The organism is Mesocryomonas fontinalis (assembly GCF_055730125.2).
Genome location: NZ_JBUZWG020000001.1, coordinates 611,956 through 635,011 on the forward strand (window position 1 = coordinate 611,956; position 23,056 = coordinate 635,011).

Sequence of the window (23,056 nt, forward strand, 5' to 3'; positions counted from 1 at the left end):
CCATGGACAGTCATAGCGAAAACGCCGGCATGCGCGAGCTCATCGCCTTCCGGATCGGCGAGCAGGAATTCTGCGTCGACATCATCACCGTGCGCGAAATCCGCGGCTTCGCGGCGGCGACCCCGCTGCCGCACGCCCCGAACTTCGTGGTCGGCGTCATCAACCTGCGCGGCACGGTGCTGCCGATCGTCGACCTCGCCGCCCGTCTCGGCTTCGGCCCGACCGTTCCGACGGCCCGTTCGGTCGTTATCGTGGTGCGGATCGGTCGCCAGCTCGTCGGTCTCCTGGTCGACGCGGTGTCGGACATCCTGACCGTCACCGACGACCTGCTGCAGCCGACGCCCGACGTCGCCTCGGAGATCGCCCGCAGCTTCGTGCGGGGGGTCATGGCCTTCGAGGGGCGGATGATCTCGATGATCGCGGTCGACTCGGTGCTGCCGCAGACCGAACTCGCCGCCTGATACTGACTTCTTCAAGGTGCGTCGTCCGGGCAGACCCGGCGACGCCTGAACTTCGCGCAAGGGCGCCCCGATGGCCAGACCAGAAGCAGAGCGAGCCGAAGCCAGCCAGCGCGGCGGCTCGAACGAGTACATCCTGTCGGAAAACGATTTTGCGACCATCGCCAAGATCCTGCACGACGATTCCGGCATCCTGCTCGTGCCGGCGAAGCGTGATCTCGTCTATTCGCGCCTTGCCAAGCGGCTGCGGGCGCTCGGCCTCGGCAGCTTCAAGGAATACTGCGGCTACATCGCCGGCGCCGAGGGTGCCACCGAGCGGATGACCATGCTGGCGGCGTTGACCACCAACGTCACGCATTTTTTTCGCGAGAAGCACCATTTCGAGTTCCTGAAGGCCCAGGTCCTGCCGCCGCTGCTCGACGCCGCCAAGCGCGGCGGGCGCGTCCGGATCTGGTCGGCCGGCTGCTCGAACGGCCACGAACCCTATTCCATCGCCCTCACCATCCTGTCGATGATGCCCGATGCCGCCGAGCGTGACATCAAGATCCTCGCTTCCGACATCGATCCCAATGTCGTCGCGTTCGGCCGCGCCGGCATCTACGACGAGAACGCGCTGGAGCCGGTGCCGCGGCCGATGCAGCAGCGCTGGTTCCGGCCGGCGCAAGGCGGCCTCGAGGTCACCGACCCGATGCGCGAGCTCGTCTCCTTCCGCGAGCTCAACCTGATCGGCGCCTGGCCGATGCGCGGCGGCTTCGACGCCATCTTCTGCCGCAACGTGACGATCTACTTCGACCAGCCGACGCGCGAGAAGATCTGGCACCGCTTCTGCCAGCAGCTGCATCCGCAGGGGTTCCTGTTCATGGGCCATTCCGAGCGGCTGACGGGGGCTGCCACCAACCACCTCGTCTACGAGGGGACGACCTCGTACCGCCGGCTCGAGGGAGCGGTGGCATGATCCCGGTCAAGGTGCTCATCGTCGACGATTCGCGCACCATGCGGGCCTTGCTGAGGCATGCGCTCGTTCAGGACGCGGGGATCGAGGTAGTCGGCGAGGCGGCGAGCCCGGTCGAGGCCCGCGACATGATCAAAGCGCTGGACCCCGATGTCGTGACGCTCGACATCGAGATGCCGAAGATGAACGGCCTCGAATTTCTCGAGAAGATCATGCGGTTGCGGCCAACGCCCGTGATCATGGTCTCCAACCTGACGCAGCCGGGGGCGGGCGCCACCTTGCGCGCGCTGGAGATCGGCGCCTTCGACTGCATCTCCAAGCCGGGCGGCGCCGGTGGCAACACGCTGGATCATCTGCCGGGGCTGATCAAGGAGGCGGCGAAGGCGAAGCGCCGCATGGCCCAGCAGCACGCGCAGGTGAAGGCGCCGCATCTGCAGCGGCCCGACGCTGTCCACAGCGCTCGCTGGCCTGATCTCGTGGCCATCGGGTCTTCGACCGGCGGCGTCGAGGCGCTGATCCAGGTGCTCTCGGATTTCCCGGCGGCCTGCCCGCCGACGCTGATCGTCCAGCATCTGCCGGCGGCGTTCACCACGTCGTTCTCGGCCCGGCTCGACAAGATCTGCCGTGCCAGTGTCGGCGAGGCGAAGGATGGCGAGGAGCTGAAGGCCGGCCATGTCTACATCGCGCCCGGCGGCCAGCACATGACCGTGCAGGGGCGCCGGGGCCCTCGGCTGAAGCTCGATCAGGAGGATCCGATGACCGGACACCGGCCGTCGGTCGACCGTCTCTTCCACTCGATCGCCGACAATTTCGACGGACGCGCCACCGGCATCATCCTCACAGGGATGGGCCGGGACGGTGCCGAAGGACTTCTGCGCATGCGCGAACGCGGCGCGCGGACCATGGCCCAGGACGAGGCGACCTCGCTCGTCTACGGCATGCCGCGGGTCGCCTTCGACATCGGCGCCGCCGCCCAGCAGGTAGCCTTGCGCGACGTCGCGCGGGAAACATTCGGATAAGCGAGCAACCTCTTTCTGCAGGCCGGGCACGTCATGCCGAGAGCTTGTCTGACACCCTTCAATTCTAAAATGCAAAGGAGCCAGCCATGGCTTTCAAGGCACAGCTCAAAGTTCTCGTGGTCGACGACCAGAGGACCAGCCGCATGCTGATCAACGACGCGCTGGACCAGATCGGTATCCGCCAGATCGCCTTCGCTGCCGATGGCGAGGAGGCCCTGAAGATGATGATGACCGCGCCGAGCCACGTCGTGATCTCCGACTTCAACATGCCCAAGCTCGATGGCCTGCAGCTCCTGAAGGCGATCCGCGCCTTCCCCGCGACCAAGAAGACCCCGTTCTTCATCCTGACCGGTCGTGGCGACCGCGAACTGGTGCAGAAGGCGGCCGCCCTCGGGGCCAACAACTTCCTGATCAAGCCGCTGACGGCGCCCGTGCTCCTGAAGACCCTCGAAACCGTGCTGGGGAGACTCCAGTGAACGAAGCCTTACCGAGAAGACGCCTGCACATCATTCAAGGCGAGGCCAAGTGGGGCAGGGGCGAGGACCTCGTCCTCACCACGCTGCTCGGCTCGTGCGTCTCGGCCTGCATCCGGGACCCGATCGCCGGCGTCGGCGGGATGAACCATTTCCTGCTGCCCGGCGGCGGCGAGGGACACGGCCAGTCGCGTTCCGAGAGTTACGGGCTCTACCTGATGGAGCTCTTGATCAACGGCTTGCTGAAGCTCGGCGCCCGGCGCGAGCGTCTGGAGGCAAAGCTCTTCGGCGGCGCCCGCACGGTCGGCGGCCTGTCGGACATCGGCGCCAAGAACGCTGCCTTCGCCAAGCAGTTTCTGGACGTGGAGGGCATCACCTACACCGGGGGCAATGTCGGCGGCGAGAACGGCCGGCGGCTGGAATACTGGCCGCACACCGGCCGAGCCCGTCAGATCCTTCTCGAAAAGTCCGCAGCACTGCCGGCACCACCGGTTCGTCTGCAGCAATCCAACGGCGACCTCGAACTCTTCTAGTGTCTGCTCCCTTTCCGACCAGGACCGCTCCCATGTCGCAAACGCAAGTTTCTTCGATCCTCGCCCGCCTTTCGTACGAGCTGCACGCGCTGGCCGATGCGACGGACGATTTCCACCACCTCGCCTTCTCGGACGATGTGGCGGCTCGCCTGAACGATGCCGAATACATCCGTGCGACGCAGAGCATCGATCACACCCAGCAGATCCTTGCCAACCTCTCGGAGTTCACCGCTTGCCTCGCCATGGCGTCGCCGGTGGACCTGACGCTCAACCCGACCCAGGCGCTGCAGCTCATCACCCTCGGCGACCTCCGCCGCCGCCTCGAGGATGCGCCGGATGCCGCTGTCGAGGCCGAGGATGAAGGCGAAACCGAGTTCTTCTGAGCCGGACAGAGCCCGTCGGGACGCGGCACGCCTGCGGCATCTGCCATCTGGCGTCGGTCCGTCCGGGTGGGGGGCGCGGCCGGGGGGGCTGCAAGGCCGGTGACACACTCTTTCGAGCGCGCGACATGTCCGGGCAAGCCGGACATCAAAGAAGCATCAACCTTAACGGGATTTTATTAGCCGCGACTTATGTTTCAGGCATGCGCCCGCATACCTGAAAGCAGAGTCCATGTCCTTCCAGAACCTTCGCATCTCGCGGAAGCTGCTGATCGCTTTCGCGACCATCTTCGTGATGTCGAGCGTCGCCACCGGCCTCGTCTACGAGAAGATCCAGGCCGTCGCCGCGCTGGACGATGCCAACCGCAACAGCATGATCCTCTCGACCGAGGTCGAGCACCTGTCGAAGTCCATGATCGAGCAGCAGAGCGCGGTCCGTGGCTTCCTTTTGACCGGTGACGAGAGCTTCGTCGCTGCCTACCAGGCAGCGCAGGCGGATTTCGCGTCGAAGGCGGATCGCTTCCAGCAGGAGACGGTCCTGCCGGAGCAGCGCAAGCGCATCTCGCAGCTGCAGGCCTTCGTGGCGAATTGGCAGAAGGAGCAGGCAGAGCCGCAGATGGCGCTCTGGCGGGAGCCGGCCAAGCGCAAGCAGGCCCTGGCGATGACCGGCAAGATGGGGCTCGGCGACGGCGAGGCGATCCTCGCGTCTATCGCCGAGGCCCAGAAATCCATCGTCGCCGGACGGGTCGCCGCCTCCGATGAAGCCGAGGCGACGGCGGTGAAGGTTCTCGCCGGCAGCGCGGTTTTCGAGGGGCTTCTGGCGATCGGGCTCGGCCTGCTTCTCGCCCGATCCGTCGGCCGGCCGATCACCCAGATGACGCAGGCGATGCGCGGCCTCGCCGATGGCGACACGCACCTCGACGTTCCCTCGACCCATCGCCGCGACGAGGTGGGCGAAATGGCGAGGGCGGTCGAGAGCTTCAAGCTGGCGGCCCTCGAAAAGATCCGGCTCGAGGAGGCGGCGGTCGTCGCGCAGCGCTCCCAGGAGGCGCGGCAGGACGAGCAGAAGGCCGTCGATCACGCCAAGGCCGATGATCTCAGGCTCTTCGTCCAGACGGTCGAGCGGGGCTTCGCGGCCCTTTCGGACGGCGATCTCACCGTTCGCATGGATCAGGCGGTGGCGCCCGAGTTCGAGCCGATCCGCGCGACCTTCAACGAAAGCGTCGGCAAGCTGGAGACGACGATCGGGTCCGTGGTCGGTGCCGTCGGCGTCATCCGGATCGGCCTCAACGAGATCTCGGTGGCGTCCGGAGACCTCGCGCAGCGCACCGAGCAGCAGGCCGCGAGCCTCGAGCAAACGGTCGCGGCGCTGAGCGAGGTCACGCGCTCCGTCAACGAGGCGGCGACGAGCGCGGAAAAGGCGCAGGCGACCGCCGCCACCGCGCAGCAGAATGCCGAACGCGGCGGCGAGGTCGTCGGGCGTGCGGTCGAGGCGATGAACCAGATCGAGACCTCGTCCGACAGGATCGGCAAGATCATCGGGGTGATCGATGAGATCGCCTTCCAGACCAATCTCCTGGCGCTCAATGCCGGCGTCGAGGCGGCGCGGGCCGGCGAGGCGGGCAGGGGCTTTGCCGTCGTCGCCCAGGAAGTGCGCGGCCTCGCCCAGCGCTCTGCCGATGCCGCAAGGGAAATCAAGACGCTGATTTCCACCTCGCGCAGCCAAGTCGAGCAAGGCGTCGCGCTGGTGACGGCGTCTGGAAAATCGCTCGACGAGATCGTGACGCAAGTGGCGGAAATGGCCGGTGCCGTCGCCGGCATCGCCACCAAGGCCCGCGAGCAGGCCGTCAGCCTGCGCGAAGTCTCGGTCGCCGCCGACCAGATGGACAAGGTGACCCAGCAGAACGCGGCGATGGTCGAGGAGACCACCGCCGCGGCTCAGAACCTGTCGACCGAGACGACGGAACTCGCCGGGCTCGTCCAGCAGTTCCGGACCAGCCATTCGGCACCGGCCAAGCGGCAGGCCGCGCTGGCGCGCGCGCCGGTCGCGAGGGGCACCGGCCAGGTCGTCCAGATGCGTCAGACCGGGAGCGGCGGCGCCGCCGTCAAGGCTGTGGTGGCCCAGGACGGCTGGGAAGAATTCTGACCGTCCGCGTCCGCCGCTGATACGGCAGCCTCACGCAATTTAAAGACACCAGGCTACCGGTCGCGACACGCGGTCGGTGGCCTTTGTGATCGTGCTGCACGGGCGGTGGGGAGCGTTCGGTATGTCCGGCCTCAGAGCGCCGTACGTCCCGAAGGACGCATAAAGAACGCTCTGTCTTATTGGATCTAGAGCACGCCGGCGTCGCGGCACGCGCTGTAGATGTCGATCGCCTTCGCATTGGCACCGGCCACCCGGCGTGCCTTGAAGGCGAGGGTGCCATCGGCGGTGTTCGGCTTGCCGCTGCCGTCGAACAGCGTCATCCCCGACGCGGAGCCGCTGGCCTCGTTGATGTTGACGAGACCGCAGATCACCAGGTCGCCCGAGGACTGGCGCCGCGCCGAGACCGGACCGAACTCCAGCGTCCGTCCATCCTCGAATTCGGCGGAGAACTGCGCCTTCACGTCGGCCAGCTGCACCGGCGTCAGCGTGTAGGGCGTCGTCGCCACGCTGGCTTCCGGCACGCCATAGCGAAACAGCTCGAAACGCGGCAGCGCCATGCCCGAGAGATCGATCTTCGGGGCGTTCATGCCGGAGCAGCCGCTAAGGCTCGTGATGATCAGGCCGGCAATGATGAGACGATGGCGCATGCGACTTGGTTCTTCTGATTCACCTGATAAGTAAAGACTTTCGTCCGCATGGCGCGGACACTTTGTCACGCGGCAGAACGCATTTCGTGAAGCCGCCGTTCGCATCGCCGTCATGCGGCGGCCGGGCGGCTCCACGAAACTGACGCCCGGCCGCGCTGGGCCCTGACCTGGCGCCGAGCCGCCACCTTTCGAAAGCGAGCGATGGACGAGCGATATCTGCGCGTGACCGACCTGGACGACCCGCGCGTCTCGGTCTTCCGCGACGTGCGCGAGCGCGATCTCGTCGGGCGCAACGGCTTCATCGCCGAGGGAACGGTGGTGATCGGCCAGCTGATCGAATCGCCGCGCTTTGCCGCCACCCGGCTGCTCATCCTGGAAAACCGGCTGGAAGGGCTGAAGCCGCTGCTGGCGCGCCTGCCGGCCTCGACGCCGGTTCACGTCACCGATCGCGCGACCTTCGACGGCATTGCCGGCTTCCCCGTCCACCGCGGCGTCCTCGCCCATGGCGAGCAGCGCTTCCCCGATGCTGTCGAGGACGACGGGACGCTCCGCCGCCTGGCCAAGACCGGCGGCTGCGTCGTCGTGGCGGTCGGGATATCCAACCACGACAACATGGGCGCGATTTTCCGCAATTCCGCGGCTTTCGGGGCCGGCATGGTGCTCGTCGACGATGCCGCATGCGACCCGCTCTACCGCAAGGCGATCCGCGTCTCCGTCGGCAGCGTCTTCACCGTCCCCTACCGGCGGGTGGCGACGGGAGCGGCGGCGGCGGCGCAATTGGCCGCGGCAGGCTTCCGCTGTGTCGCGCTATCGCCGGGCGGGCAGCTCGGCGCCGAAGCGCTGGAGCGCCCCGGAGCGACCGCGCTGTTTCTCGGGACGGAAGGGGAGGGGCTGCCGGTTTCGCTGATGCAGGCGATGGAGGCGGTGCGGATCGACATGGCGCCGGGCTTCGACAGCCTCAACGTCGCGACCTCGGCCGCCATCGCCCTTCACCGGATCTATGCCGGTCGCGCCGGCTCCGGTTGAGCGCTAGCTGCCGCGCCGCGCGCCTCAGCGTCCGTCAGCGAGGCCACGCGCTCGGCCAGCGTCCGCGGGCCCGGACGGGCGACGGCGGTCTCGGCCTTCATCAAGGGGGCCAGCGGCGACGTCGGTCCCTCGGACACCGCCACCATGCGGATGACGCGGGCGGCAAGGTCGGAGATCGCGTCGCCGATCTCGGCAGGACTGGCGGAGGTGGCGTCCGCTCGGCCGTTCTGGCGCTCGAGCGCTGCCCGCAGGCGCTGCCCGGCAGAGCCGCTTCCCACCGTCTGCGGCAAGGCTGCTGCTGCCACGTTGGCGTCCTTCGTGGTGGCGTCGGCGATTTGCTGTTTCAAGCCGATAATCTCGTCGTCGCGGTCGGCGAGTTCGCCGATCTTGGCGTCGAGCTTGACGCGCAGCGCCGCAGTGGCTGCCTTTTCCTCGGCGCTACTGCGCTGGGCCGAGGTGACCTCGTCGTGCAGCCGGTCGATCGCGGACTGCGCCTCGCGCTCGCCCCGCTGGGTGGCGCGGCCGTCATCGGCAAACCGGTCGAGCTTGGCCTCGGCAGCGATCAGCTGGATCTTACGCTCCTCGGCGATCTCGCTGAGTTCGTCGAAGCGGTCGGCGAGCGCTGCGAGCTCTTCGGCGGTGGTGGCCGCCTCCGCCTTCACCGCGGCGAGCTGGGTGGAGAGCGTCTCGTGCTCGGCCGACAGCCGCGCCGCCTCGGCGGACAGGCTGGCGATCTCGGAGTCCCGCTGTTCGATCGTGCCGGTCAGGCCGCGGACCCGCTTCAACAGCTCGACGTTTTCCACCGTGCCGCGTCCGAGCTCGGCCTGGGTGCGGGCGGATTTCTCGTTGGCGCGGGCCGCCAGGATCTCCTGGCGCCGGACCGACATCGCGGCCTCGGCGCGGACCCGGTCGTAGCCGGCGCGAATTTCATTGGCCGAGGTCGGGATCGTCGCCTCGAAATCGCGCCGCGCCAGGCTCTGCGCCTTGCGCCATACCAGCGGCATGACGAGGATCGCCGCCAGAAGGGTCACGAGCACGCCGAAAAGGAACGTCAAACCGGTGGCGATCATCGAAATCCTGGAGCGGCTGAGGCAAGTGTCGTCTGGGAAAGGTGCCGGCGGGCGACCGTAAGGCAATGAACCTACAACACTCCCGGACAAACCGGAACGGTGCGGAGGCTGGTTCGCCCGGCTCGATCATTGGCTGTCGATCATTGGCTGGAACGCCATGCGCCCGGTGGTCGGAAGACGACACGCCGGTGCCGGTCGCGCCGACCTTTCCGATGTTTATCGATTGTTCTGATGGATCAGAACGGGTTCCAGGTCGGCATCGGCGTGATCTTGAGGTAGCCGAGATTGACGCCGAGGCGCGCACCGAGGCCGGTCTTGACCGGCACGATCATCACGTCGTCGCGGGTGAGCAGCGTCATGCCGACGCCGCCGACGAGGTAGGCACTTCCGGTGACGCCGCCGAACCGGCCGTAGACGCCTTCGACCGACGGCAGGTTGTAGACCAGCATCATCGTCCGCGCCCCGTCGCCGCCGGCGTCGAGACCGAGCGAGGGGCCTTGCCAGAACAGCCGGTGCTCGCCGGCATTCTTGGTGAACAGCGTGCCCTCGCCGAAACGCAGGCCGGCGATGAAGGCACCCGAGGCCTCTTCACCCAGGATGTAGCCGTTCGGCAGTCCGTAGGTCTTGAAGGCCTTCTCGACGACGCTCGCAAGGCCCCCCGAGGTGGAGCCGAAGAAGCGGTGCCCCTCGGCGACGATCTCTTCCATCTGGTAGCCGCCGCTCTGCGGCTGCTGCTGGGCCATGGCCGGGGACGCCGCGCCGGCGCTCAGCGTAGCAGCGGCGACGGCCAGGACAACGAGCCCGCTCATCTTGTGGAAAAAGCGATGCATGTCGGTTTCCTCTCGATCTTTCGGTCGTGCGGACCGCAAGGCATCCGCAGGGCGTGATGCCGAAGACGCGCCGGAGCCGCAGGGGCCCGTTTCCCCGCATCTCATCAGAATATGCTTTTCAAACCGCTAACGCCCTCAGGTGGCGTCACTCCGGCGGCGTGTGCTTCCCTCGCGCATTGACTGCAGGGGACCGCGGACTCATTCTGGCCGCGAACGCCGGGGACGGTGATTCGCGTTCCACGCACGACCCCACTCTTTCAGCATTTCGAACGGATCAACGATGACGGATCTCCCTCACGTATCGGCGCCCGACCTTGCCGCGCTTCTTGCCAGCAAGCTCTGCCACGATATCATTTCGCCGGTCGGCGCCGTCCAGAGCGGCCTCGAGCTGCTCGACGAGATGCCGGGCGACGAGGAGTCCATGGCCCTGGTGCGCAACTCCACCAAGAGTGCGGTCGCCAAGCTGCAGTTCGCCCGCATCGCCTATGGCGCGTCCGGATCGTCGGCCGCCCAGATCGATCTCGGCGATGCCAAGCAGGTCGCGGAGGGCCTGATGGGTTTCGAACGGGCCGCCCTCAGCTGGAGCGGGGAGCGGGCCTATGTCGCCAAGAACATCGCCAAGCTGATCCTCAACCTCGTCGTCATCGCCAATGCCTCCGTCCCGCGCGGCCGCGAGGTGCGCGTCGACATCACCCAGCTGACGCCGGAGCCGAAATTTACGCTGCAGGCGATCGGGACGCCGTTGCGGGTGCCGGCGAAGTTCCGCGCACTCCTCTCGGACGAACCGGTAACCGAGCCGATCGACGCGCATGGCGTCCAGCCCTACTACACGCTTCTCTTGGCCCAGGAACTCGGCTTGACGGTCGAGCTGACGCAGACCGACGATACCGCGACCTTTACCGTCGGTCCGAAGGCGATCGCCGAGGTCGAGGACACGGAGGCCGTCACCGTCACGGCCGACCCGCAGCCGGTCACCGCCGAAGCCTGAGCCCTGAGGCTGTCTCCTCGGCACCGGAAGATTGGCCGCCATTCACTCAATCTTACCCGTGCTCTCTAACGATAACGCAAACATGATAGGTTAGCTCTCGGGGAAAGCCGGCGGATGCCTCGCATCCGTCGCCTCTCCGGGAGTGAGCGATGCAGACCTGCCTGATCATCGACGAGTCCAGCGTTATCCGGAAGGTCGCGACCCGGATCATCTTCCAGCTCGACTTCACGGTGGCGAACGCCGCCTCGGGCGCCGAGGCGATGGAAGTTCTCGGCCAGCGCGAACTGCCCGACATCATCATCGTGTCGGGCAACCTGTCCGACGTACCGGCCGAAACGTTCGTCAAGTCCGTCCGGGCGATGCCGCAAGGCACCAAGCCCGTGGTGCTCGCCTGTCTCGTCGAAGCCAATCTCGGCCTGATGACGCGGCTGAAGCGGGCCGGCTGCACCGGCTTCATCTATAAGCCCTTCACCCGCCAGAGCCTCGGCGACTGGCTGAGCCCCTACGTCACCAAGGCGGCCTGACGACAAACGGCCTGCACGGTCGCAAAACCGGGCAGGCCTTTCCATCATTTGCCAGCGTATCTGCCGTCGTCCAGTTCAGCTGGAATGCGTCTCAGCTGTGATGCGTCAGTCGTCGGAACCGGCGGTGCGAACCGCTTGCCAATGCGCCCGGCCCATCGCCATCACGAGTGCCGCGACCAGCGCCGACAGCACCGCAGCCGCCGGGAAGCCGGCCACCCCATGGCTGTGGAAGATGGCGCTCGCCAGCGACAATCCCCATACGGCGCAATATCCGGGAAGCCCTGTCCAGCTCAGCCCGCGCCGTTCGCCGCGCTGCCGGGCTGCCGCGAGGAGGGCTGCCATCGCCGCGAAGCCGCTCAAGACCGAACCTCCAAGAACAAGCCACGCGGCTTGGATCGTCCAGGACGGGTCTGCCGTGCCGAGAAAGGCAAGATCGGCGACGAAACCTGCGATCAGACAGGCGCCGGCCATCGCGGCCAGCGCCGTTCGCGCGGGATAGCCGGGTAAGCCGCGGCGCTGCGTGGTTGTCAGTATGCTCATCGGTAGGGGGATCACGTCTATCTGCAGCAGGACAATCTGTGCCGCAAATGCGTTTGCCCGCCACACCGTTCCGGCGAACCGTGCGCTATGGTTGAGCGTCCGTTAACGCCGTCGAGGGCGGCCTCCGGGCGCCGGCTCCGGCCTGGTCACAAAACGAAAAAACCCGCGATGCCGGGGCACCGCGGGTGTCTTGTCGAAAGCCCTGACCTGACGGGTATCAGGCGGCCTTGGTGTCCATTTCCGGCTCGCGCAGCACGTAGCCGCGGCCCCAGACGGTCTCGATGTAGTTCTTGCCCTCGGTGGCGGTGGCCAGCTTCTTGCGCAGCTTGCAGATGAAGACGTCGATGATCTTCAGTTCCGGCTCGTCCATGCCGCCGTAGAGGTGGTTGAGAAACATTTCCTTGGTGAGCGTCGTGCCCTTGCGCAGCGAGAGCAGCTCCAGCATCGCGTATTCCTTGCCGGTCAGGTGCACGCGGGTGCCGTTCACTTCGACCGTCTTGGCGTCGAGGTTGACCGTCAGGTCGCCGGTGTTGATGACCGACTGGGCGTGTCCCTTGGAACGGCGGACGATGGCGTGGATGCGGGCGACGAGCTCGTCCTTGTGGAACGGCTTGGTCATGTAGTCGTCGGCGCCGAAGCCGAGGCCGCGCACCTTGTCCTCGATGCCGGCCATGCCGGAGAGGATCAGGATCGGCGTCTTGACCTTGGAGAGGCGCAGCGTCCGCAGGACTTCGTAGCCGGACATATCCGGCAGGTTGAGGTCGAGCAGGATGATGTCGTAGTCGTAGAGTTTTCCGAGGTCTACGCCCTCTTCGCCGAGATCCGTCGTGTAGACGTTGAAGCTCTCGGATTTCAGCATCAGTTCGATGCTCTGCGCGACCGCACTATCATCCTCGATCAATAGAACGCGCATCAGCATTTCCTTTTTCGCAGAGCCTGCCGGATTATCCCGTCCGGCAATCGTCTTCGTTCGTCGAGTTCCGTTCCTGAAATTTGGCACGGAATGGTTAACAATTCTTGTAGCCGAACGTCGGCGGGGTCGAGGCAGTCACGTGCGTCCCAGTGTCTCGATGCGGCTTTCGCCACGCATTCCCGCTCCGACTTTCGGGAGAAATCCGCGGCTTTCGATTTACCGAGCCTTAAATCCTGACGCCTATGATTAACGTTGCGCGTAAACAGATCGTTAAAGCCATAGGCCGCGAGGCTTGCCTGAAACCTCCGTCGCACGCGCAGAGATAGGTTGCCGCCAAGGCCGCCTCCAGGATCAGGGATGACAGGATGAAGCGGGATAATCTCGTACGCTTGACGCGTTTCAAGGTGAACGAGAAACGCCGTCAGGTCGAGCAACTCGAGCTCATGATGGGCGAGTTCGCGCGGATGGCGGGGGATCTCGAAGCCCAGATCGTCAACGAAGAGAAGAAGGCGGGGATCACCGATATCACCCACTTCGCCTATCCGACCTTCGCCAAGGCGGCCCGCGCACGTCGCGACAATTTGATGAATTCCGTCAAGGATCTTCGCGTCCAGCTCAACGCCGCCAAGATCGCCCAGGAGGAATCCGAGGCGGAACTGGTGAATGCCGAGAAGCTGGAACAGCGCGACGAGGCCGAGGACCGCCGCGCCGCGAACGCCTGAAACGGATCGGCGCCCTCGAGGGCGCTGGCCGGCCTCATCGAGAGGGTCGGCCTGGACGGAAGCGTCGGCGGGTAGCGCCCGTCTGCTCGGTATGGGCCATGCGCCGGCAGCACAACTGTGCGGCCCACCCTATCGCGCCTTCAGCGGCGCCGGACGCTGCGTGCTTTTTGCTGGCGCCGGTGTTCGATGAGACCGCCGAAAGCAAGCGCGCGACGGCGAGGGCGCTTGAGCCGCCGAGGCGCGCGAAGTCTTCCGGCGTCAGACAGAAGCGCAGCTTCTCTCTCTGCAGCCTTGCCCTGATAATTCTGGACACAAAAAAGCCGGCGAGAGCCGGCTGATTTGTCGTTGCGGTCGCAGACCGTTTTAGTGATGCATGTCGATTTTCTTGCGATATTCCTGCAGCTGGGTCGTCCGAAGCCCGGCAAGACCGTGGCTGTCGATCGAGACCTGCCAGGAGAGGAACTCCTCCACCGTCAGGGTATAGCGCGAGCACGCTTCATCGAGGCTCAGTAGCCCACCGCGCACCGCCGCCACGACCTCCGCCTTGCGGCGGATGACCCAGCGACGGGTGTTCGACGGGGGAAGGTCTGCTATCGTCAACGGGCTCCCATCGGGCCCGATAACGTACTTGACACGTGGTCTAACCTGATCGGTCATTGTACTCTCTACATCAAACTCAAAGACCTAATCGCCATGAAAACCTACCGCGTCGCTTTTAAAATTCCGCTAAACCCACTGTAATCATTTGATAAGACGTTGAACGGCCGCCAGCGCCGATCGCTCGCCGCCTAACGATCGCGGCATGCCGCAATAGTCTCGGGATTACAGCACATTGGCGTGAATCCGCTGCGGGCTGCGGTACAAAAGCCGCACTGCGTTGGCATCTGCCGTCCCGGGGGCTAAAAGCCCGTCAGTGATTTATTTTCGCCGTTTTTGGCGGCGGAGGAGCCCAACATGCTGAACAGCCTCGATCTGCCCAAGGCCCCAAAGGACACGCGGATCGTCGTCGCGATGTCGGGCGGCGTGGACTCTTCGGTGGTCGCGGCGATCCTCAAGGGTGAGGGCTACGACGTCGTCGGGATCACGCTGCAGCTCTACAGCAGCGGCGATGGGCCGCGGCGGGCGGGATCCTGTTGCGCCGGGCAGGATATTCACGATGCCCGCCGGGTGGCCGAGACGCTCGGCATTCCGCACTACGTCCTCGATTACGAGGAGATCTTCCGCAAGTCGGTGATCGATCCCTTCGCGGCGAGCTACATCGCCGGCGAAACGCCGATCCCTTGCGTCTCCTGCAATCAGACGGTGAAGTTCCGCGATCTCCTGGCGACGGCGCAGGACCTCGGCGCGGAGGCGCTGGCGACCGGGCACTATATCGACAGCCGGCCGGGGCAGGCGGGGTCGCCGCACCGCGGGCTCTATCGGCCGGCCGACCTCGACCGCGACCAGAGCTACTTCCTCTATGCGACCACGCAGGCGCAGATCGACTTCCTGCGCTTTCCGCTGGGCGGCCTGACCAAGCCGGAAACGCGCGAGATCGCCGCAAAGCTCGGCCTGATCGTCGCCGACAAGCCCGACAGCCAGGACATCTGCTTCGTCTCAAAGGGGCGCTATGCCGACGTGATCGAGCGGCTGATGCCGGGGGCGGGGACGCCCGGCGATATCGTCCACGTCGACGGACGGCATCTCGGCCGGCACGAGGGCATCGTGCACTTCACCATCGGCCAGCGCCGCGGCATCAAGCTGTCGACGCCCGAGCCGCTCTATGTCGTCGCCCTCGACTCGGCGACCGGCCAGGTGGTCGTCGGCCCGCGCGAGGCGCTGGCGACGCGGCGCCTGGTGCTGCGCACGGTGAACTGGCTGGGCGACGTCGCCCTCGCCGAGGCCGCCACCGCTGGCGAGGATCTCTTCGTCAAGGTCCGCTCGACCCGGCCGCCGGCGCCGGCCCGGCTCGGCGAGGACGGCGGCGAGATCACCGTGGACCTTGCCGCCGGCGAGGACGGCATCGCGCCCGGCCAGGCTTGCGTCTTCTATGCCGGCGAGGGTGCCGGTGCCCGGGTCCTCGGCGGCGGCATCATCGCCCGCACCGTGTCGGTGGCCGAACAGGCGATGCACCTTTCGGCGCCCGCCGAACGGGCTGCCGCCAGCGCCTGAGCCGCTCGCCGCTGTCCATCGAGCTGTCGCCCGCAAGACGGCGGGCCTCGACTGGCTGAGCCGGGTCGATCAGTCCTCGTTGCCGAGCCCGAAGAACGCCGCCGTGTCCGGGTCGAGCGGAATGCCGTGCTGCTGGCGATGGCGGGCCGTGGCCCACTCCCGGTCGCCGGGGGCCATCACCGTGCCACCCTCGACCGCCGGCGCCGAGCGCAGCGCGTCGAGGTAGCGTCGCATGCCAGCCGCGAAAACCTCGGCGCCGGCAAAGCGCTGGGGATCGATGGCAATGAAGAAGTGGCCCATGTTGCGCGGCGTCGAGACGTCCTTGCCCGCCATCGGCAGCATCTCATGGTCGAGCGACGTGCCCATCAGGATCGCCGAGAGCAGCGTCGCGACCCCCGCGAGCGCGGCGCCCTTGAAGCCAAAGCCCTCGCCACCGACCGGCAGGAGCATTTCGGCAGCGGCCGCGTCCTCGGTCGGCACGCCGTCGACGTCTGCCGCGACGCCGGGCGGAAGCGCCTTTCCGAGCGAGCGGTAGAGGAGAATGCGGTTGTAGGGGATCGAGGATGTCGCCATGTCGAACAGCCATGGCTTTTCCCCCGGCACCGGGGCGGCGAAGGCCAGCGGGTTGGTGCCGTGGAAGGGCTTCTGGCCGGTGAACAGGCCGACGATGGAATCGCTGTTGGTGGTGGCAAAGCCGACCATGCCCGCCTCGGCGATCGCCAGAGCGTAGGCACCCGCCGCGCCGAAATGCGACGAGCGGATGGCCCCGACCGCGCCGATGCCGGTCTCGCGGGCGATCTCGACGGCCGTTTCGGCGGCGCGGTAGGCGGTGAGGTGGCCGAGCCCGTCGTCGCCATCGACGATCGCCGTCGCCGGCCCGGTGCGCCGGACCGTGACGCGGGGATCGCCGTTGACCCGCCCGCCGGCGACGACGCTGCAGTAGTGCGGCAGCAGGCGCACGCCGTGGCTGTCGACGCCCGCCAGCGAGGCATGCATCAGCGCCCGCACGGTGGCGGCGGCCGAGACCTCGGAGACGCCGGCCTGGCGCAGGCTGCCGGCGGCCCTCGTGGCAAGCGCGAGGGCGTCTATCAGGGTTTCCGGCATGACAAATCCCTGCTGATGTCTGGCGCCTGGTGTTGCACATCTGATATCTCAGCTTAAAGACCGTGGCAATATTGACCCTGCGAGGCTGACCGTGACCCTGGCCCTGACCCGTCATCCTTCCCTCACCGAACAGGCGGCGCAGTCGATCCGCGACCGCATCGTCCGTGGCCTGCTGCTGCCCGGCGCGCCGCTGTCGGAGATCGCCCTCGCCCAGGAACTCGGCGTCTCCAAGACCCCGGTGCGCGAGGCGCTGATCGAGTTGAAGCGCCAGGGCCTCGTCGAGATCCACCCACAGCGCGGCACCTTCGTCTTCGCGATGACGGCCGAAGAGGTTCGCGACCTCGCTGAAATGCGCGCCGTCCTCGAGGGCGCCGCCCTCCGGCTGGCGACGGAGCGGGATGGCGATGGGCTCTGCCGCCGGTGGGAGCCGATCGTCGCCGCCATGCAGGAGGCCGCGGCCGGCGACGATGCCGAAACCTACCGCGGTCTCGACGGCGACTTCCACCAGGCCATCGTCGATGCCGCCGGCAATCGCTTTCTCGGCGAGGCCTTCACCGCCATTGCCTTTCGCATCCAGGCGCTGCGCAGCCGTCTGTCGCTCGCCCCGGCCCTCAATGCCGCCTCGCTCGACGAGCATGTGCAATTGCTGGAAATGGTCGGGAATAGGCGTAGCAAGAAAGCCGCCGACCTGCTCTTGTCGCACATCGAACGGACGCGTGATCTCTATACGGGCTTTCTCGCCGGTACGGGGGAGGGGGCGGGCGCTGCCCCGCGTTCCGTTCACGGGGACGCCACCGGCTGACCGCAGGGCGGCCGGTGACGACAGACAGCATGACGGCTTGGGAGGGCCGATAGATGATGGTTCAAGAATTTCTTGCCGCCGACGAAGCGGGCTTTTCCGCTTTCTTTCCGGAGGGCGTCGCCCTCGAGAAGATCGCGACCGGCTTCATCTGGGCCGAGGGCCCGGTCTGGATCGACGAGCTCGCCGAGCTGCGGTTCTCCGACATTCCCAACAACCGGATGATGTCCTGGTCGGAGATCGGCGGCCTGAAGACCTTCCGTCAGCCGTCGCAGCGCACCAATGGCAGCACGCGGGACCGCTCCGGGGCGATCCTCTCGGGCGAGCATGGCGGTCGCTGCGTCAGCCGCACGACGCTCGACGGCACGTACACGGTGCTGGCCAGCCACTGGCAAGGCCAGCGACTGAACTCGCCGAACGACGTGGTGGTGAAGTCGGACGGCTCGGTCTGGTTCACCGATCCGCCTTACGGCATCATCTCCGACCATGAGGGGATCCGCGCCGACAGCGTGATCGGCAAGAACCAGGTCTACCGGCTCGACCCGGAGACGGGGGAGGTGACCGTCGTCGCCGACGATTTCGACCGGCCGAACGGCCTTGCCTTCTCGCCGGACGAGAGCGTCCTCTACATCGCCGATTCCGGCCGGGCGCGCGGCTCGGGCTTCGGCTACGAGGACCACCGCCCGCACCATGTGCGCGCCCTCGCGGTGGTCGACGGCGTCCGGCTTGGGGAAAGCCGGGTGGTGGCCGATATCGACATGGTGCCGGACGGGCTGCGCGTCGACACCGAGGGCCTGCTCTGGATCTCGGCGCAGGACGGCGTCCACTGCTACACGCCGGAAGGCAAGCGAATGGGGCGCATCCTGGTGCCCGAGACGGTCGCCAACCTCACCTTCGGAGGCCCCGACCGGTCCCGCATGTTCATCACTGCGACGACCTCGGTCTATGCGGTTCACACCAACCGCCAGGGCGCCCAGATCCCGTGAGAAGGCCGGCCGCGGTGGTCTTCCACCGCGGCCCCTGCGAGGGCTTGCGCCGGCGTGATCGCAAGTCTGGTCGTCGCCAACCAAATTTTCTCGCGATCTTTACGAACGCTTTACCCTCCGCGGGTTTTGTCGGTAAAGGCTCAATGGTCTTCAGGTGTCATTTGCGAATTTAGCTTAGAGAAAGCGCATGTTTAGCGCTCTCTCCCAGCTAGTGGCCGATCACTCGCTCGGCTTCATTGCCGTCGCGGCTGGTCTTTGCCTTTCCGCCGCATGGCTCCTCACGGTCCTCGTCGACTGGCTGGAACAGGACAACCTCGAATCGAGCTATTTCTGGCTCGCGACCGTCGCGGTTGTCGCGGGGCTCGGCGTCTGGACCACGCATTTCATCGCCATGCTCGGCTACCGCGCCGACATGCTGCTTAGCTACGACGCCCGCAACACCGCCGTGTCCGCCCTGATGGGCATCGCCTTCGTCGGCGGTCCGATCGCCTTGTCCACGCTCGTCTCCAGCCAGTGGGGCAAGGGCCTTCTCGGTTTGACGGCCGGACTTGGCGTCGGCGTGATGCACTTCCTCGGCATGGCGGCCGTCCAGGGCTGCACCGTGGAGCAGACGACGTTCGGCCAGGTTCTGGCGTTCGCCATCGGCGGCAGCATCATGGCGATGGCGCGGGGACTGCCGCGCCGCTTCCTGTCGCGCGGAACCTCCTGCTTGCTGTTCACCCTGGCCGTCTGCGGTGCGCATTTCACTGCCATGGCCGATATCTCGGTCACCAACGTCGTCGTCGGCACGGGAACGCAAAGCGGCAAGGCGGTGCTGACCATCTTCGTCGCGCTCGGGGCCGTGCTGCTGTTTGCGGGTGCGTTCATCTCGCTTCTCGTCGCCCAGCGCTTCGAGATGCAGGAAAAGGCGCATTCGACGGTGCTCGCGACGGCCCTGCACAACATGTCGAACGGGCTCATCTTCGTCGACGGCAAGGGGACGCTGAAGCTCTTCAATGCCCGTTTCCTCGAGCAGTTCTCCCTCGACAGCGCAGCGCTGCGCGTCGAGATGCCGCTCGCCGCGCTGCTGGACGAGATGGCGGTGGCCATCGGCTGGGACCGTGAGCGCAAGACGATGGTGACGCGGACGCTGACCGAATGGATGTCGAAGCCGCGCATCAGCCGGACGGAATGGGAGCTCGCCGACAAGCGGATCCTCGCCATGGAATGCCGGCCGTTGCCCGACGGGGGCGCCGTGGTAACGTTCGACGACGTGACGGTCGAGCGCCGGACGCAAAGCCAGGTCGCGTTCATGGCTTTCCATGATCCGCTGACCGGTCTTGCCAACCGCCGCGCGCTGAAGACCCGCATGGAAGAAGGCTTCGACGCAGCCAACCGTTTCAAGCTGCTGCTGATCGATCTCGATCGCTTCAAGGCGGTCAACGATACTTTCGGTCACGGCGTCGGCGACCGGCTGCTGGTCGAGGTCTCCAAGCGAGTCCGCGCCGTTGCCGCCGAGACTGGCTTTGTCGCGCGCATCGGCGGCGATGAACTCGCGGTGCTGGTCTATGGAGACAACGTCGTGGCCATGGCGGCGGCGAACGAGATCGTTGCCGCCATCGGGCGTCCGTTCGAGCTGCAGGGACATCATTTGTCGATCGGTTGCAGCATCGGCCTCTGCTGCACCGACGATGCCGAGGATGTCGACAGCCTGATGCAGCGGGCCGACCTCGCGCTCTACGAGGCGAAGCGTCAGGGACGGGGCCGGGTGTTCTGCTATGTTCCCGGCATGCTGGAAAAGGTCGCCGAGCGGACCCTTCTCGAATACGATCTGAGGACCGCGGTCGAGAAGGAACAGCTGGTTCTTCACTACCAGCCGGTGTTCGATCTCCAGACGCAGCGCCTGCTCGCCTTCGAGGCTCTCATCCGCTGGAACCATCCGACCCGCGGCATGGTCTCGCCCGCCGATTTCATCCCGCTCGCGGAGGAGGCGGGCTCCATCCTCGGGATCGGCCAGTGGGTGCTGGAGACCGCCTGCCGGCAGGCTTCGAACTGGGGTCCGGACATCAAGATCGCCGTCAATGTCTCGCCCGTCCAGTTCCGCTCGCCGACCTTGCTGGTTGGCATCACCAAGGCTCTCGCCGACGCGGGCCTGCCCGCCCACCGGCTGGAGATCGAGCTGACCGAGACCGCCATCGTCGAGGATGGGCCGCAGATCGCAAGGGTTTTGGAATCGCTGCGCAACTGCGGCGTGACGGTGGCGATGGACGACTTCGGCACCGGCTACTCGTCGCTGGCGCACTTCCGGGACCTGCCGGTCGACCGCATCAAGATCGACCGAAGCTTCGTCGACTCGGCCGCGACCGACATCCACTCGATGGCAGTGCTGAAGGCTATCACCCGTCTCGGCCAGGACGTCGGGATCTCCACGCTGGCCGAAGGCGTCGAGACCGAGGTGCAACTCAGCATGCTCCGGGCCATCGGCTGCGATGCCGCCCAAGGCTACCACCTCGGCCGGCCGATGCTGGGGGCCGATGCCGACAGCCTCGTCCACCAGGCCTCGATCCAGCTGGCGAAGGCCGGCTAAAGCGGCGGTTCCGGAGCCCGCAGTTTGTTAAGCTGCGGTTCAGATTGAAAAGCCCATTGTCCTCCCATCGCCGGAGATGAGACGACCCGAGGGGCCGCCACCTCCAGAACCACAGGGTGTGACCATGAAGAACGTTATTGCTGCTCTCGGCGCTTTCGCCATGCTGACGACCGGCGTCGTCGCCTCTGCAACGCCGGCTGCCGCAGATGGCTACTACCGTGATTACGGCCGGCACGGCGGCTACCGTGACTACGACCGGCGCGGCTACCGCGGCGACTACCGCCGGCACGGCGGCGGCCATGGCGATGCCGTGGCAGCGGGCGTCATCGGCCTGGGCGTCGGGGCACTGCTCGGCGGCGCGCTCGCCAGCGACGGCGGCCGCCGCTACGACACCTACGAGGGTCCCGTCGGCTACGTCGACCGCCCGGTCCGCTACGCGCCGCGCTATCGTCCGGCCCCGGTCTATCGCGGCGGCTACAGCCACGTCGACGCCTGCCTTGCCCGCTACCGCTCCTACGATCCGCGCAGCGACACCTTCGTCGGTTATGACGGCAACGCCTACCGCTGCAATCTCTAGCTGACGATGCGTCCTCTCGTCTGAGGGCGAGGCTACCGTCAGAAGAACGGCGTCCGCTCCCGATCGGGGCGGACGCCGTTTTCCGTTCGGCCCTTGGGTTGACCCGAGGGCGACCCGTTACGATCTGTTCAAAGTCTGCTCGACGGGGCCGCATGTTCCGAAATCGGCTGTTGCGGTATGCTGACGGTGGATAGAATTTCGACGGAGAGTTGCCGATGCCCTTGCCCAAAACCCAGCCCGAGGCGACCGGAACCCTCCAGGCCGCCGAGACCAGCGCGATCGCGTCCCTTACCGCGCCGCTGACGGCAGCCGCGGCGCACGAAGGCGTCTGGCCGGCGCATCGCACCGATATCATCGACTGGCTGATGAACGAGACGCGCAGCGAGCGCTTCATCGACAACATCTTCGTCGAGATGTGCGAGCGCCTGGTGGCGGGGGGGATGCCGCTGGCCCGCGCGACGCTGCATTTCCGCACCCACAATCCGCAATGGCTGGGTGCCCGCCTGCTCTGGCGGCCGGGCCTGAAGCAAGCGGAGATGATGACCTTCGACTACGACGTCATCGACACGCCGCAATACCTGAACAGTCCGATGTATGAGCTGCAGAGCGGCGCCGACGAGGTTCGGCGGCGGCTCGACGCCGAGGGAGACCAGCCTGGCCGGGACTATCCGATCTTTCATGAACTGCGCGCCGAGGGCCTGACGGACTACATCAGCTGGCCGATCCAGCACACGCTCGGCAAGCGCCACAGCGCAAGCTTCGCGGCCGATCGGCCGCGCGGCTTCAGCGATGCCGACATCGACGCCCTGGCTGATCTGCTGCCGGCCTTCGCCATGGTCAGCGAGATCCGGTTGAAGAACCGGCTCGCCCGGACCTATCTTGAGACCTATGTCGGCCCGCATGCCAGCGAGCAGATCCTCGCCGGGGCGACCACCCGTGGCAGCGGCACCACCGTCGGCGCGGCGATCCTCATCTGCGACCTCCGCGACTTCACCGCCATCTCCGAGATGTGGCCGCGCGACGACGTCATCCGGCTGCTCAACGACTATTTCGACGCGATGTCGGATCCGATCGAGAAGCACGGCGGCGAAATCCTGAAGTTCATGGGCGACGGCCTGCTGGCGATCTTCCCGCTGACCGATCCGAACGCCGCCCAGAACCTCTTGGCCGCGGTGGTCGAGGCGCGTGCCGCGGTGACGGTGTTGAACGAGGATCATGTCCTGCACGGCCGCAAGCCTCTCGGTTACGGCGTCGGGGTGCATGTCGGCGACGTGATGTACGGCAATATCGGCTCGCGCAAGCGGCTGGATTTCACCGTCATCGGACCCGCGGTCAACGTCGCCTCGCGGCTGGAGAGCCTGACCAAGGAGGTCCACCGCCCGGTGCTCCTCTCCAGTGCCTTCGTCGCCATGGCCGGCTGCCGGAACGTTCTGGAAAGCCTCGGCCGCTTCCCGCTGAAGGGTCTTGGCGAGCCCGTCGAGGTGTTCGCCTTCACCGGCGATGCCAGCACCCTCGAGCCGGCGCTGTTCGACGCGGCCTGATCGCGCGGGCCACCTGCAGGCGCAGTCGGTGCCGGATCCCCCGGGGTCTGCGGCGTCACGCCGCCACCGCGCCGGTTGCCTCATCCGGCGGCTGACGCATATCCGCTGGCA

General features: G+C 66.6%; 24 protein-coding genes. 17 read left to right on the plus strand and 7 right to left on the minus strand.

The features are described 5' to 3' along the window. Positions 1–2: 2 nt before the first annotated feature. From ACZL02_RS02810 to ACZL02_RS02840, 7 genes are all read left to right on the plus strand, one after another. Positions 3–461, plus strand: coding sequence for a chemotaxis protein CheW (locus ACZL02_RS02810; protein WP_472938662.1), 459 nt, complete (start codon positions 3–5; stop codon positions 459–461). A gap of 70 nt (positions 462–531) precedes the next feature. Beyond that, complete coding sequence (locus ACZL02_RS02815) at positions 532–1,413, plus strand: CheR family methyltransferase (RefSeq protein ID WP_472938663.1); 882 nt, start codon at positions 532–534, stop codon at positions 1,411–1,413. After that, positions 1,410–2,429 carry a protein-glutamate methylesterase/protein-glutamine glutaminase gene (locus ACZL02_RS02820; RefSeq protein ID WP_472938664.1) on the plus strand — a complete coding sequence of 340 codons (1,020 nt, stop codon included), beginning with the start codon at positions 1,410–1,412 and terminating at the stop codon, positions 2,427–2,429. Before ACZL02_RS02815 ends, ACZL02_RS02820 begins: the two co-directional genes overlap by 4 nt. A gap of 86 nt (positions 2,430–2,515) precedes the next feature. Beyond that, a complete protein-coding gene (locus ACZL02_RS02825) occupies positions 2,516–2,905 on the plus strand; it encodes a response regulator (protein ID WP_472933699.1) in 390 nt (129 codons plus the stop codon). Then, on the plus strand, positions 2,902–3,435 hold the full coding sequence (locus tag ACZL02_RS02830; RefSeq protein WP_472938665.1) for a chemotaxis protein CheD: 534 nt from the start codon (positions 2,902–2,904) through the stop codon (positions 3,433–3,435). Before ACZL02_RS02825 ends, ACZL02_RS02830 begins: the two co-directional genes overlap by 4 nt. Positions 3,436–3,467: 32 nt before the next feature. Next, positions 3,468–3,818 carry a DUF8776 family protein gene (locus ACZL02_RS02835; protein ID WP_472938666.1) on the plus strand — a complete coding sequence of 117 codons (351 nt, stop codon included), beginning with the start codon at positions 3,468–3,470 and terminating at the stop codon, positions 3,816–3,818. A gap of 229 nt (positions 3,819–4,047) precedes the next feature. Next, positions 4,048–5,961: a methyl-accepting chemotaxis protein gene (locus ACZL02_RS02840; RefSeq protein WP_472938667.1), complete on the plus strand. Its 1,914-nt coding sequence runs from the start codon at positions 4,048–4,050 to the stop codon at positions 5,959–5,961. 185 nt (positions 5,962–6,146) lie between these two features. Here the strand turns inward: ACZL02_RS02840 and ACZL02_RS02845 are convergent, their stop codons facing one another. Beyond that, the gene (locus ACZL02_RS02845) at positions 6,147–6,608 is read right to left on the minus strand and encodes a hypothetical protein (RefSeq protein WP_472938668.1); all 462 of its coding nucleotides are present in this window, start codon (positions 6,606–6,608) and stop codon (positions 6,147–6,149) included. A gap of 201 nt (positions 6,609–6,809) precedes the next feature. On the opposite strand from ACZL02_RS02845, the gene ACZL02_RS02850 reads away from it, so the two are divergent. Continuing rightward, positions 6,810–7,634, plus strand: a complete 825-nt coding sequence (locus ACZL02_RS02850) for a TrmH family RNA methyltransferase (protein ID WP_472938669.1) — start codon at positions 6,810–6,812, stop codon at positions 7,632–7,634. Here the strand turns inward: ACZL02_RS02850 and ACZL02_RS02855 are convergent. Together ACZL02_RS02855 and ACZL02_RS02860 are read right to left on the minus strand one after the other, a co-directional pair. After that, a complete protein-coding gene (locus ACZL02_RS02855) occupies positions 7,607–8,704 on the minus strand; it encodes a coiled-coil domain-containing protein (protein WP_472938670.1) in 1,098 nt (365 codons plus the stop codon). The genes ACZL02_RS02850 and ACZL02_RS02855 overlap by 28 nt on opposite strands. A gap of 236 nt (positions 8,705–8,940) precedes the next feature. Continuing rightward, positions 8,941–9,534, minus strand: coding sequence for a DUF1134 domain-containing protein (locus ACZL02_RS02860; RefSeq protein WP_472938671.1), 594 nt, complete (start codon positions 9,532–9,534; stop codon positions 8,941–8,943). A 280-nt stretch (positions 9,535–9,814) separates the two neighbouring features. On the opposite strand from ACZL02_RS02860, the gene chpT reads away from it, so the two are divergent. Both chpT and ACZL02_RS02870 read left to right on the plus strand, forming a co-directional pair. Further along, entirely contained in the window at positions 9,815–10,522 is a 708-nt protein-coding gene (chpT, locus tag ACZL02_RS02865; RefSeq protein WP_472938672.1) for a histidine phosphotransferase ChpT, read from the plus strand. Positions 10,523–10,671: 149 nt separating this feature from the next. Next, on the plus strand, positions 10,672–11,046 hold the full coding sequence (locus tag ACZL02_RS02870; RefSeq protein WP_472938674.1) for a response regulator: 375 nt from the start codon (positions 10,672–10,674) through the stop codon (positions 11,044–11,046). A gap of 105 nt (positions 11,047–11,151) precedes the next feature. Here the strand turns inward: ACZL02_RS02870 and ACZL02_RS02875 are convergent, their stop codons facing one another. Continuing rightward, positions 11,152–11,586 carry a hypothetical protein gene (locus ACZL02_RS02875; RefSeq protein WP_472938675.1) on the minus strand — a complete coding sequence of 145 codons (435 nt, stop codon included), beginning with the start codon at positions 11,584–11,586 and terminating at the stop codon, positions 11,152–11,154. Between the two features lie 217 nt (positions 11,587–11,803). Then, positions 11,804–12,499, minus strand: coding sequence for a response regulator transcription factor CtrA (gene ctrA / locus ACZL02_RS02880; RefSeq protein ID WP_472938676.1), 696 nt, complete (start codon positions 12,497–12,499; stop codon positions 11,804–11,806). A gap of 365 nt (positions 12,500–12,864) precedes the next feature. Between ctrA and ACZL02_RS02885 the strand changes: the two genes are divergently transcribed. Continuing rightward, positions 12,865–13,221, plus strand: a complete 357-nt coding sequence (locus tag ACZL02_RS02885) for a flagellar export protein FliJ (protein ID WP_472933687.1) — start codon at positions 12,865–12,867, stop codon at positions 13,219–13,221. Positions 13,222–13,584: 363 nt separating this feature from the next. Here ACZL02_RS02885 and sciP read toward each other — a convergent pair whose 3' ends face one another. Beyond that, positions 13,585–13,878: a CtrA inhibitor SciP gene (gene sciP / locus ACZL02_RS02890; protein WP_188849569.1), complete on the minus strand. Its 294-nt coding sequence runs from the start codon at positions 13,876–13,878 to the stop codon at positions 13,585–13,587. A gap of 300 nt (positions 13,879–14,178) precedes the next feature. Between sciP and mnmA the strand changes: the two genes are divergently transcribed. Then, positions 14,179–15,372, plus strand: coding sequence for a tRNA 2-thiouridine(34) synthase MnmA (mnmA, locus tag ACZL02_RS02895; protein WP_472939094.1), 1,194 nt, complete (start codon positions 14,179–14,181; stop codon positions 15,370–15,372). A 69-nt stretch (positions 15,373–15,441) separates the two neighbouring features. On the opposite strand, the gene ACZL02_RS02900 is transcribed toward mnmA, so the two are convergent. Next, the gene (locus tag ACZL02_RS02900; RefSeq protein ID WP_472938677.1) at positions 15,442–16,476 is read right to left on the minus strand and encodes an Ldh family oxidoreductase; all 1,035 of its coding nucleotides are present in this window, start codon (positions 16,474–16,476) and stop codon (positions 15,442–15,444) included. A gap of 91 nt (positions 16,477–16,567) precedes the next feature. Here ACZL02_RS02900 and ACZL02_RS02905 point away from each other — a divergent pair, with 91 nt between their 5' ends. The 5 genes from ACZL02_RS02905 to ACZL02_RS02925 all read left to right on the plus strand — a co-directional run bounded on the left by ACZL02_RS02905 (position 16,568) and on the right by ACZL02_RS02925 (position 22,945). Further along, positions 16,568–17,278, plus strand: coding sequence for a GntR family transcriptional regulator (locus ACZL02_RS02905; RefSeq protein WP_472938678.1), 711 nt, complete (start codon positions 16,568–16,570; stop codon positions 17,276–17,278). Positions 17,279–17,331: 53 nt separating this feature from the next. Beyond that, positions 17,332–18,261 (plus strand): SMP-30/gluconolactonase/LRE family protein, encoded by a 930-nt coding sequence (locus ACZL02_RS02910; RefSeq protein ID WP_472938679.1) that lies wholly within the window; start codon positions 17,332–17,334, stop codon positions 18,259–18,261. Between the two features lie 187 nt (positions 18,262–18,448). Beyond that, positions 18,449–20,827: an EAL domain-containing protein gene (locus tag ACZL02_RS02915; RefSeq protein ID WP_472938680.1), complete on the plus strand. Its 2,379-nt coding sequence runs from the start codon at positions 18,449–18,451 to the stop codon at positions 20,825–20,827. 124 nt (positions 20,828–20,951) lie between these two features. Beyond that, positions 20,952–21,404 carry a BA14K family protein gene (locus ACZL02_RS02920; protein ID WP_472933682.1) on the plus strand — a complete coding sequence of 151 codons (453 nt, stop codon included), beginning with the start codon at positions 20,952–20,954 and terminating at the stop codon, positions 21,402–21,404. 365 nt (positions 21,405–21,769) lie between these two features. Beyond that, entirely contained in the window at positions 21,770–22,945 is a 1,176-nt protein-coding gene (locus tag ACZL02_RS02925; RefSeq protein ID WP_472939095.1) for an adenylate/guanylate cyclase domain-containing protein, read from the plus strand. Positions 22,946–23,056 lie beyond the last annotated feature (111 nt).

Bases quoted from the DNA above. Each gene is read 5' to 3' on its own strand.
- ctrA (WP_472938676.1), bottom strand. From the start codon at position 12,499: ATGCGCGTTCTATTGATCGAGGATGATAGTGCGGTCGCGCAGAGCATC.
- ACZL02_RS02885 (WP_472933687.1), top strand. From the start codon at position 12,865: ATGAAGCGGGATAATCTCGTACGCTTGACGCGTTTCAAGGTGAACGAG.
- ACZL02_RS02820 (WP_472938664.1), top strand. From the start codon at position 1,410: ATGATCCCGGTCAAGGTGCTCATCGTCGACGATTCGCGCACCATGCGG.
- ACZL02_RS02855 (WP_472938670.1), bottom strand. From the start codon at position 8,704: ATGATCGCCACCGGTTTGACGTTCCTTTTCGGCGTGCTCGTGACCCTT.
- ACZL02_RS02845 (WP_472938668.1), bottom strand. From the start codon at position 6,608: ATGCGCCATCGTCTCATCATTGCCGGCCTGATCATCACGAGCCTTAGC.
- ACZL02_RS02835 (WP_472938666.1), top strand. From the start codon at position 3,468: ATGTCGCAAACGCAAGTTTCTTCGATCCTCGCCCGCCTTTCGTACGAG.
- ACZL02_RS02925 (WP_472939095.1), top strand. From the start codon at position 21,770: ATGAACGAGACGCGCAGCGAGCGCTTCATCGACAACATCTTCGTCGAG.
- ACZL02_RS02920 (WP_472933682.1), top strand. From the start codon at position 20,952: ATGAAGAACGTTATTGCTGCTCTCGGCGCTTTCGCCATGCTGACGACC.
- ACZL02_RS02850 (WP_472938669.1), top strand. From the start codon at position 6,810: ATGGACGAGCGATATCTGCGCGTGACCGACCTGGACGACCCGCGCGTC.
- ACZL02_RS02900 (WP_472938677.1), bottom strand. From the start codon at position 16,476: ATGCCGGAAACCCTGATAGACGCCCTCGCGCTTGCCACGAGGGCCGCC.
- ACZL02_RS02840 (WP_472938667.1), top strand. From the start codon at position 4,048: ATGTCCTTCCAGAACCTTCGCATCTCGCGGAAGCTGCTGATCGCTTTC.
- ACZL02_RS02810 (WP_472938662.1), top strand. From the start codon at position 3: ATGGACAGTCATAGCGAAAACGCCGGCATGCGCGAGCTCATCGCCTTC.
- ACZL02_RS02825 (WP_472933699.1), top strand. From the start codon at position 2,516: ATGGCTTTCAAGGCACAGCTCAAAGTTCTCGTGGTCGACGACCAGAGG.
- ACZL02_RS02815 (WP_472938663.1), top strand. From the start codon at position 532: ATGGCCAGACCAGAAGCAGAGCGAGCCGAAGCCAGCCAGCGCGGCGGC.
- ACZL02_RS02860 (WP_472938671.1), bottom strand. From the start codon at position 9,534: ATGCATCGCTTTTTCCACAAGATGAGCGGGCTCGTTGTCCTGGCCGTC.
- ACZL02_RS02870 (WP_472938674.1), top strand. From the start codon at position 10,672: ATGCAGACCTGCCTGATCATCGACGAGTCCAGCGTTATCCGGAAGGTC.
- chpT (WP_472938672.1), top strand. From the start codon at position 9,815: ATGACGGATCTCCCTCACGTATCGGCGCCCGACCTTGCCGCGCTTCTT.
- ACZL02_RS02915 (WP_472938680.1), top strand. From the start codon at position 18,449: ATGTTTAGCGCTCTCTCCCAGCTAGTGGCCGATCACTCGCTCGGCTTC.
- ACZL02_RS02875 (WP_472938675.1), bottom strand. From the start codon at position 11,586: ATGAGCATACTGACAACCACGCAGCGCCGCGGCTTACCCGGCTATCCC.
- ACZL02_RS02910 (WP_472938679.1), top strand. From the start codon at position 17,332: ATGATGGTTCAAGAATTTCTTGCCGCCGACGAAGCGGGCTTTTCCGCT.
- sciP (WP_188849569.1), bottom strand. From the start codon at position 13,878: ATGACCGATCAGGTTAGACCACGTGTCAAGTACGTTATCGGGCCCGAT.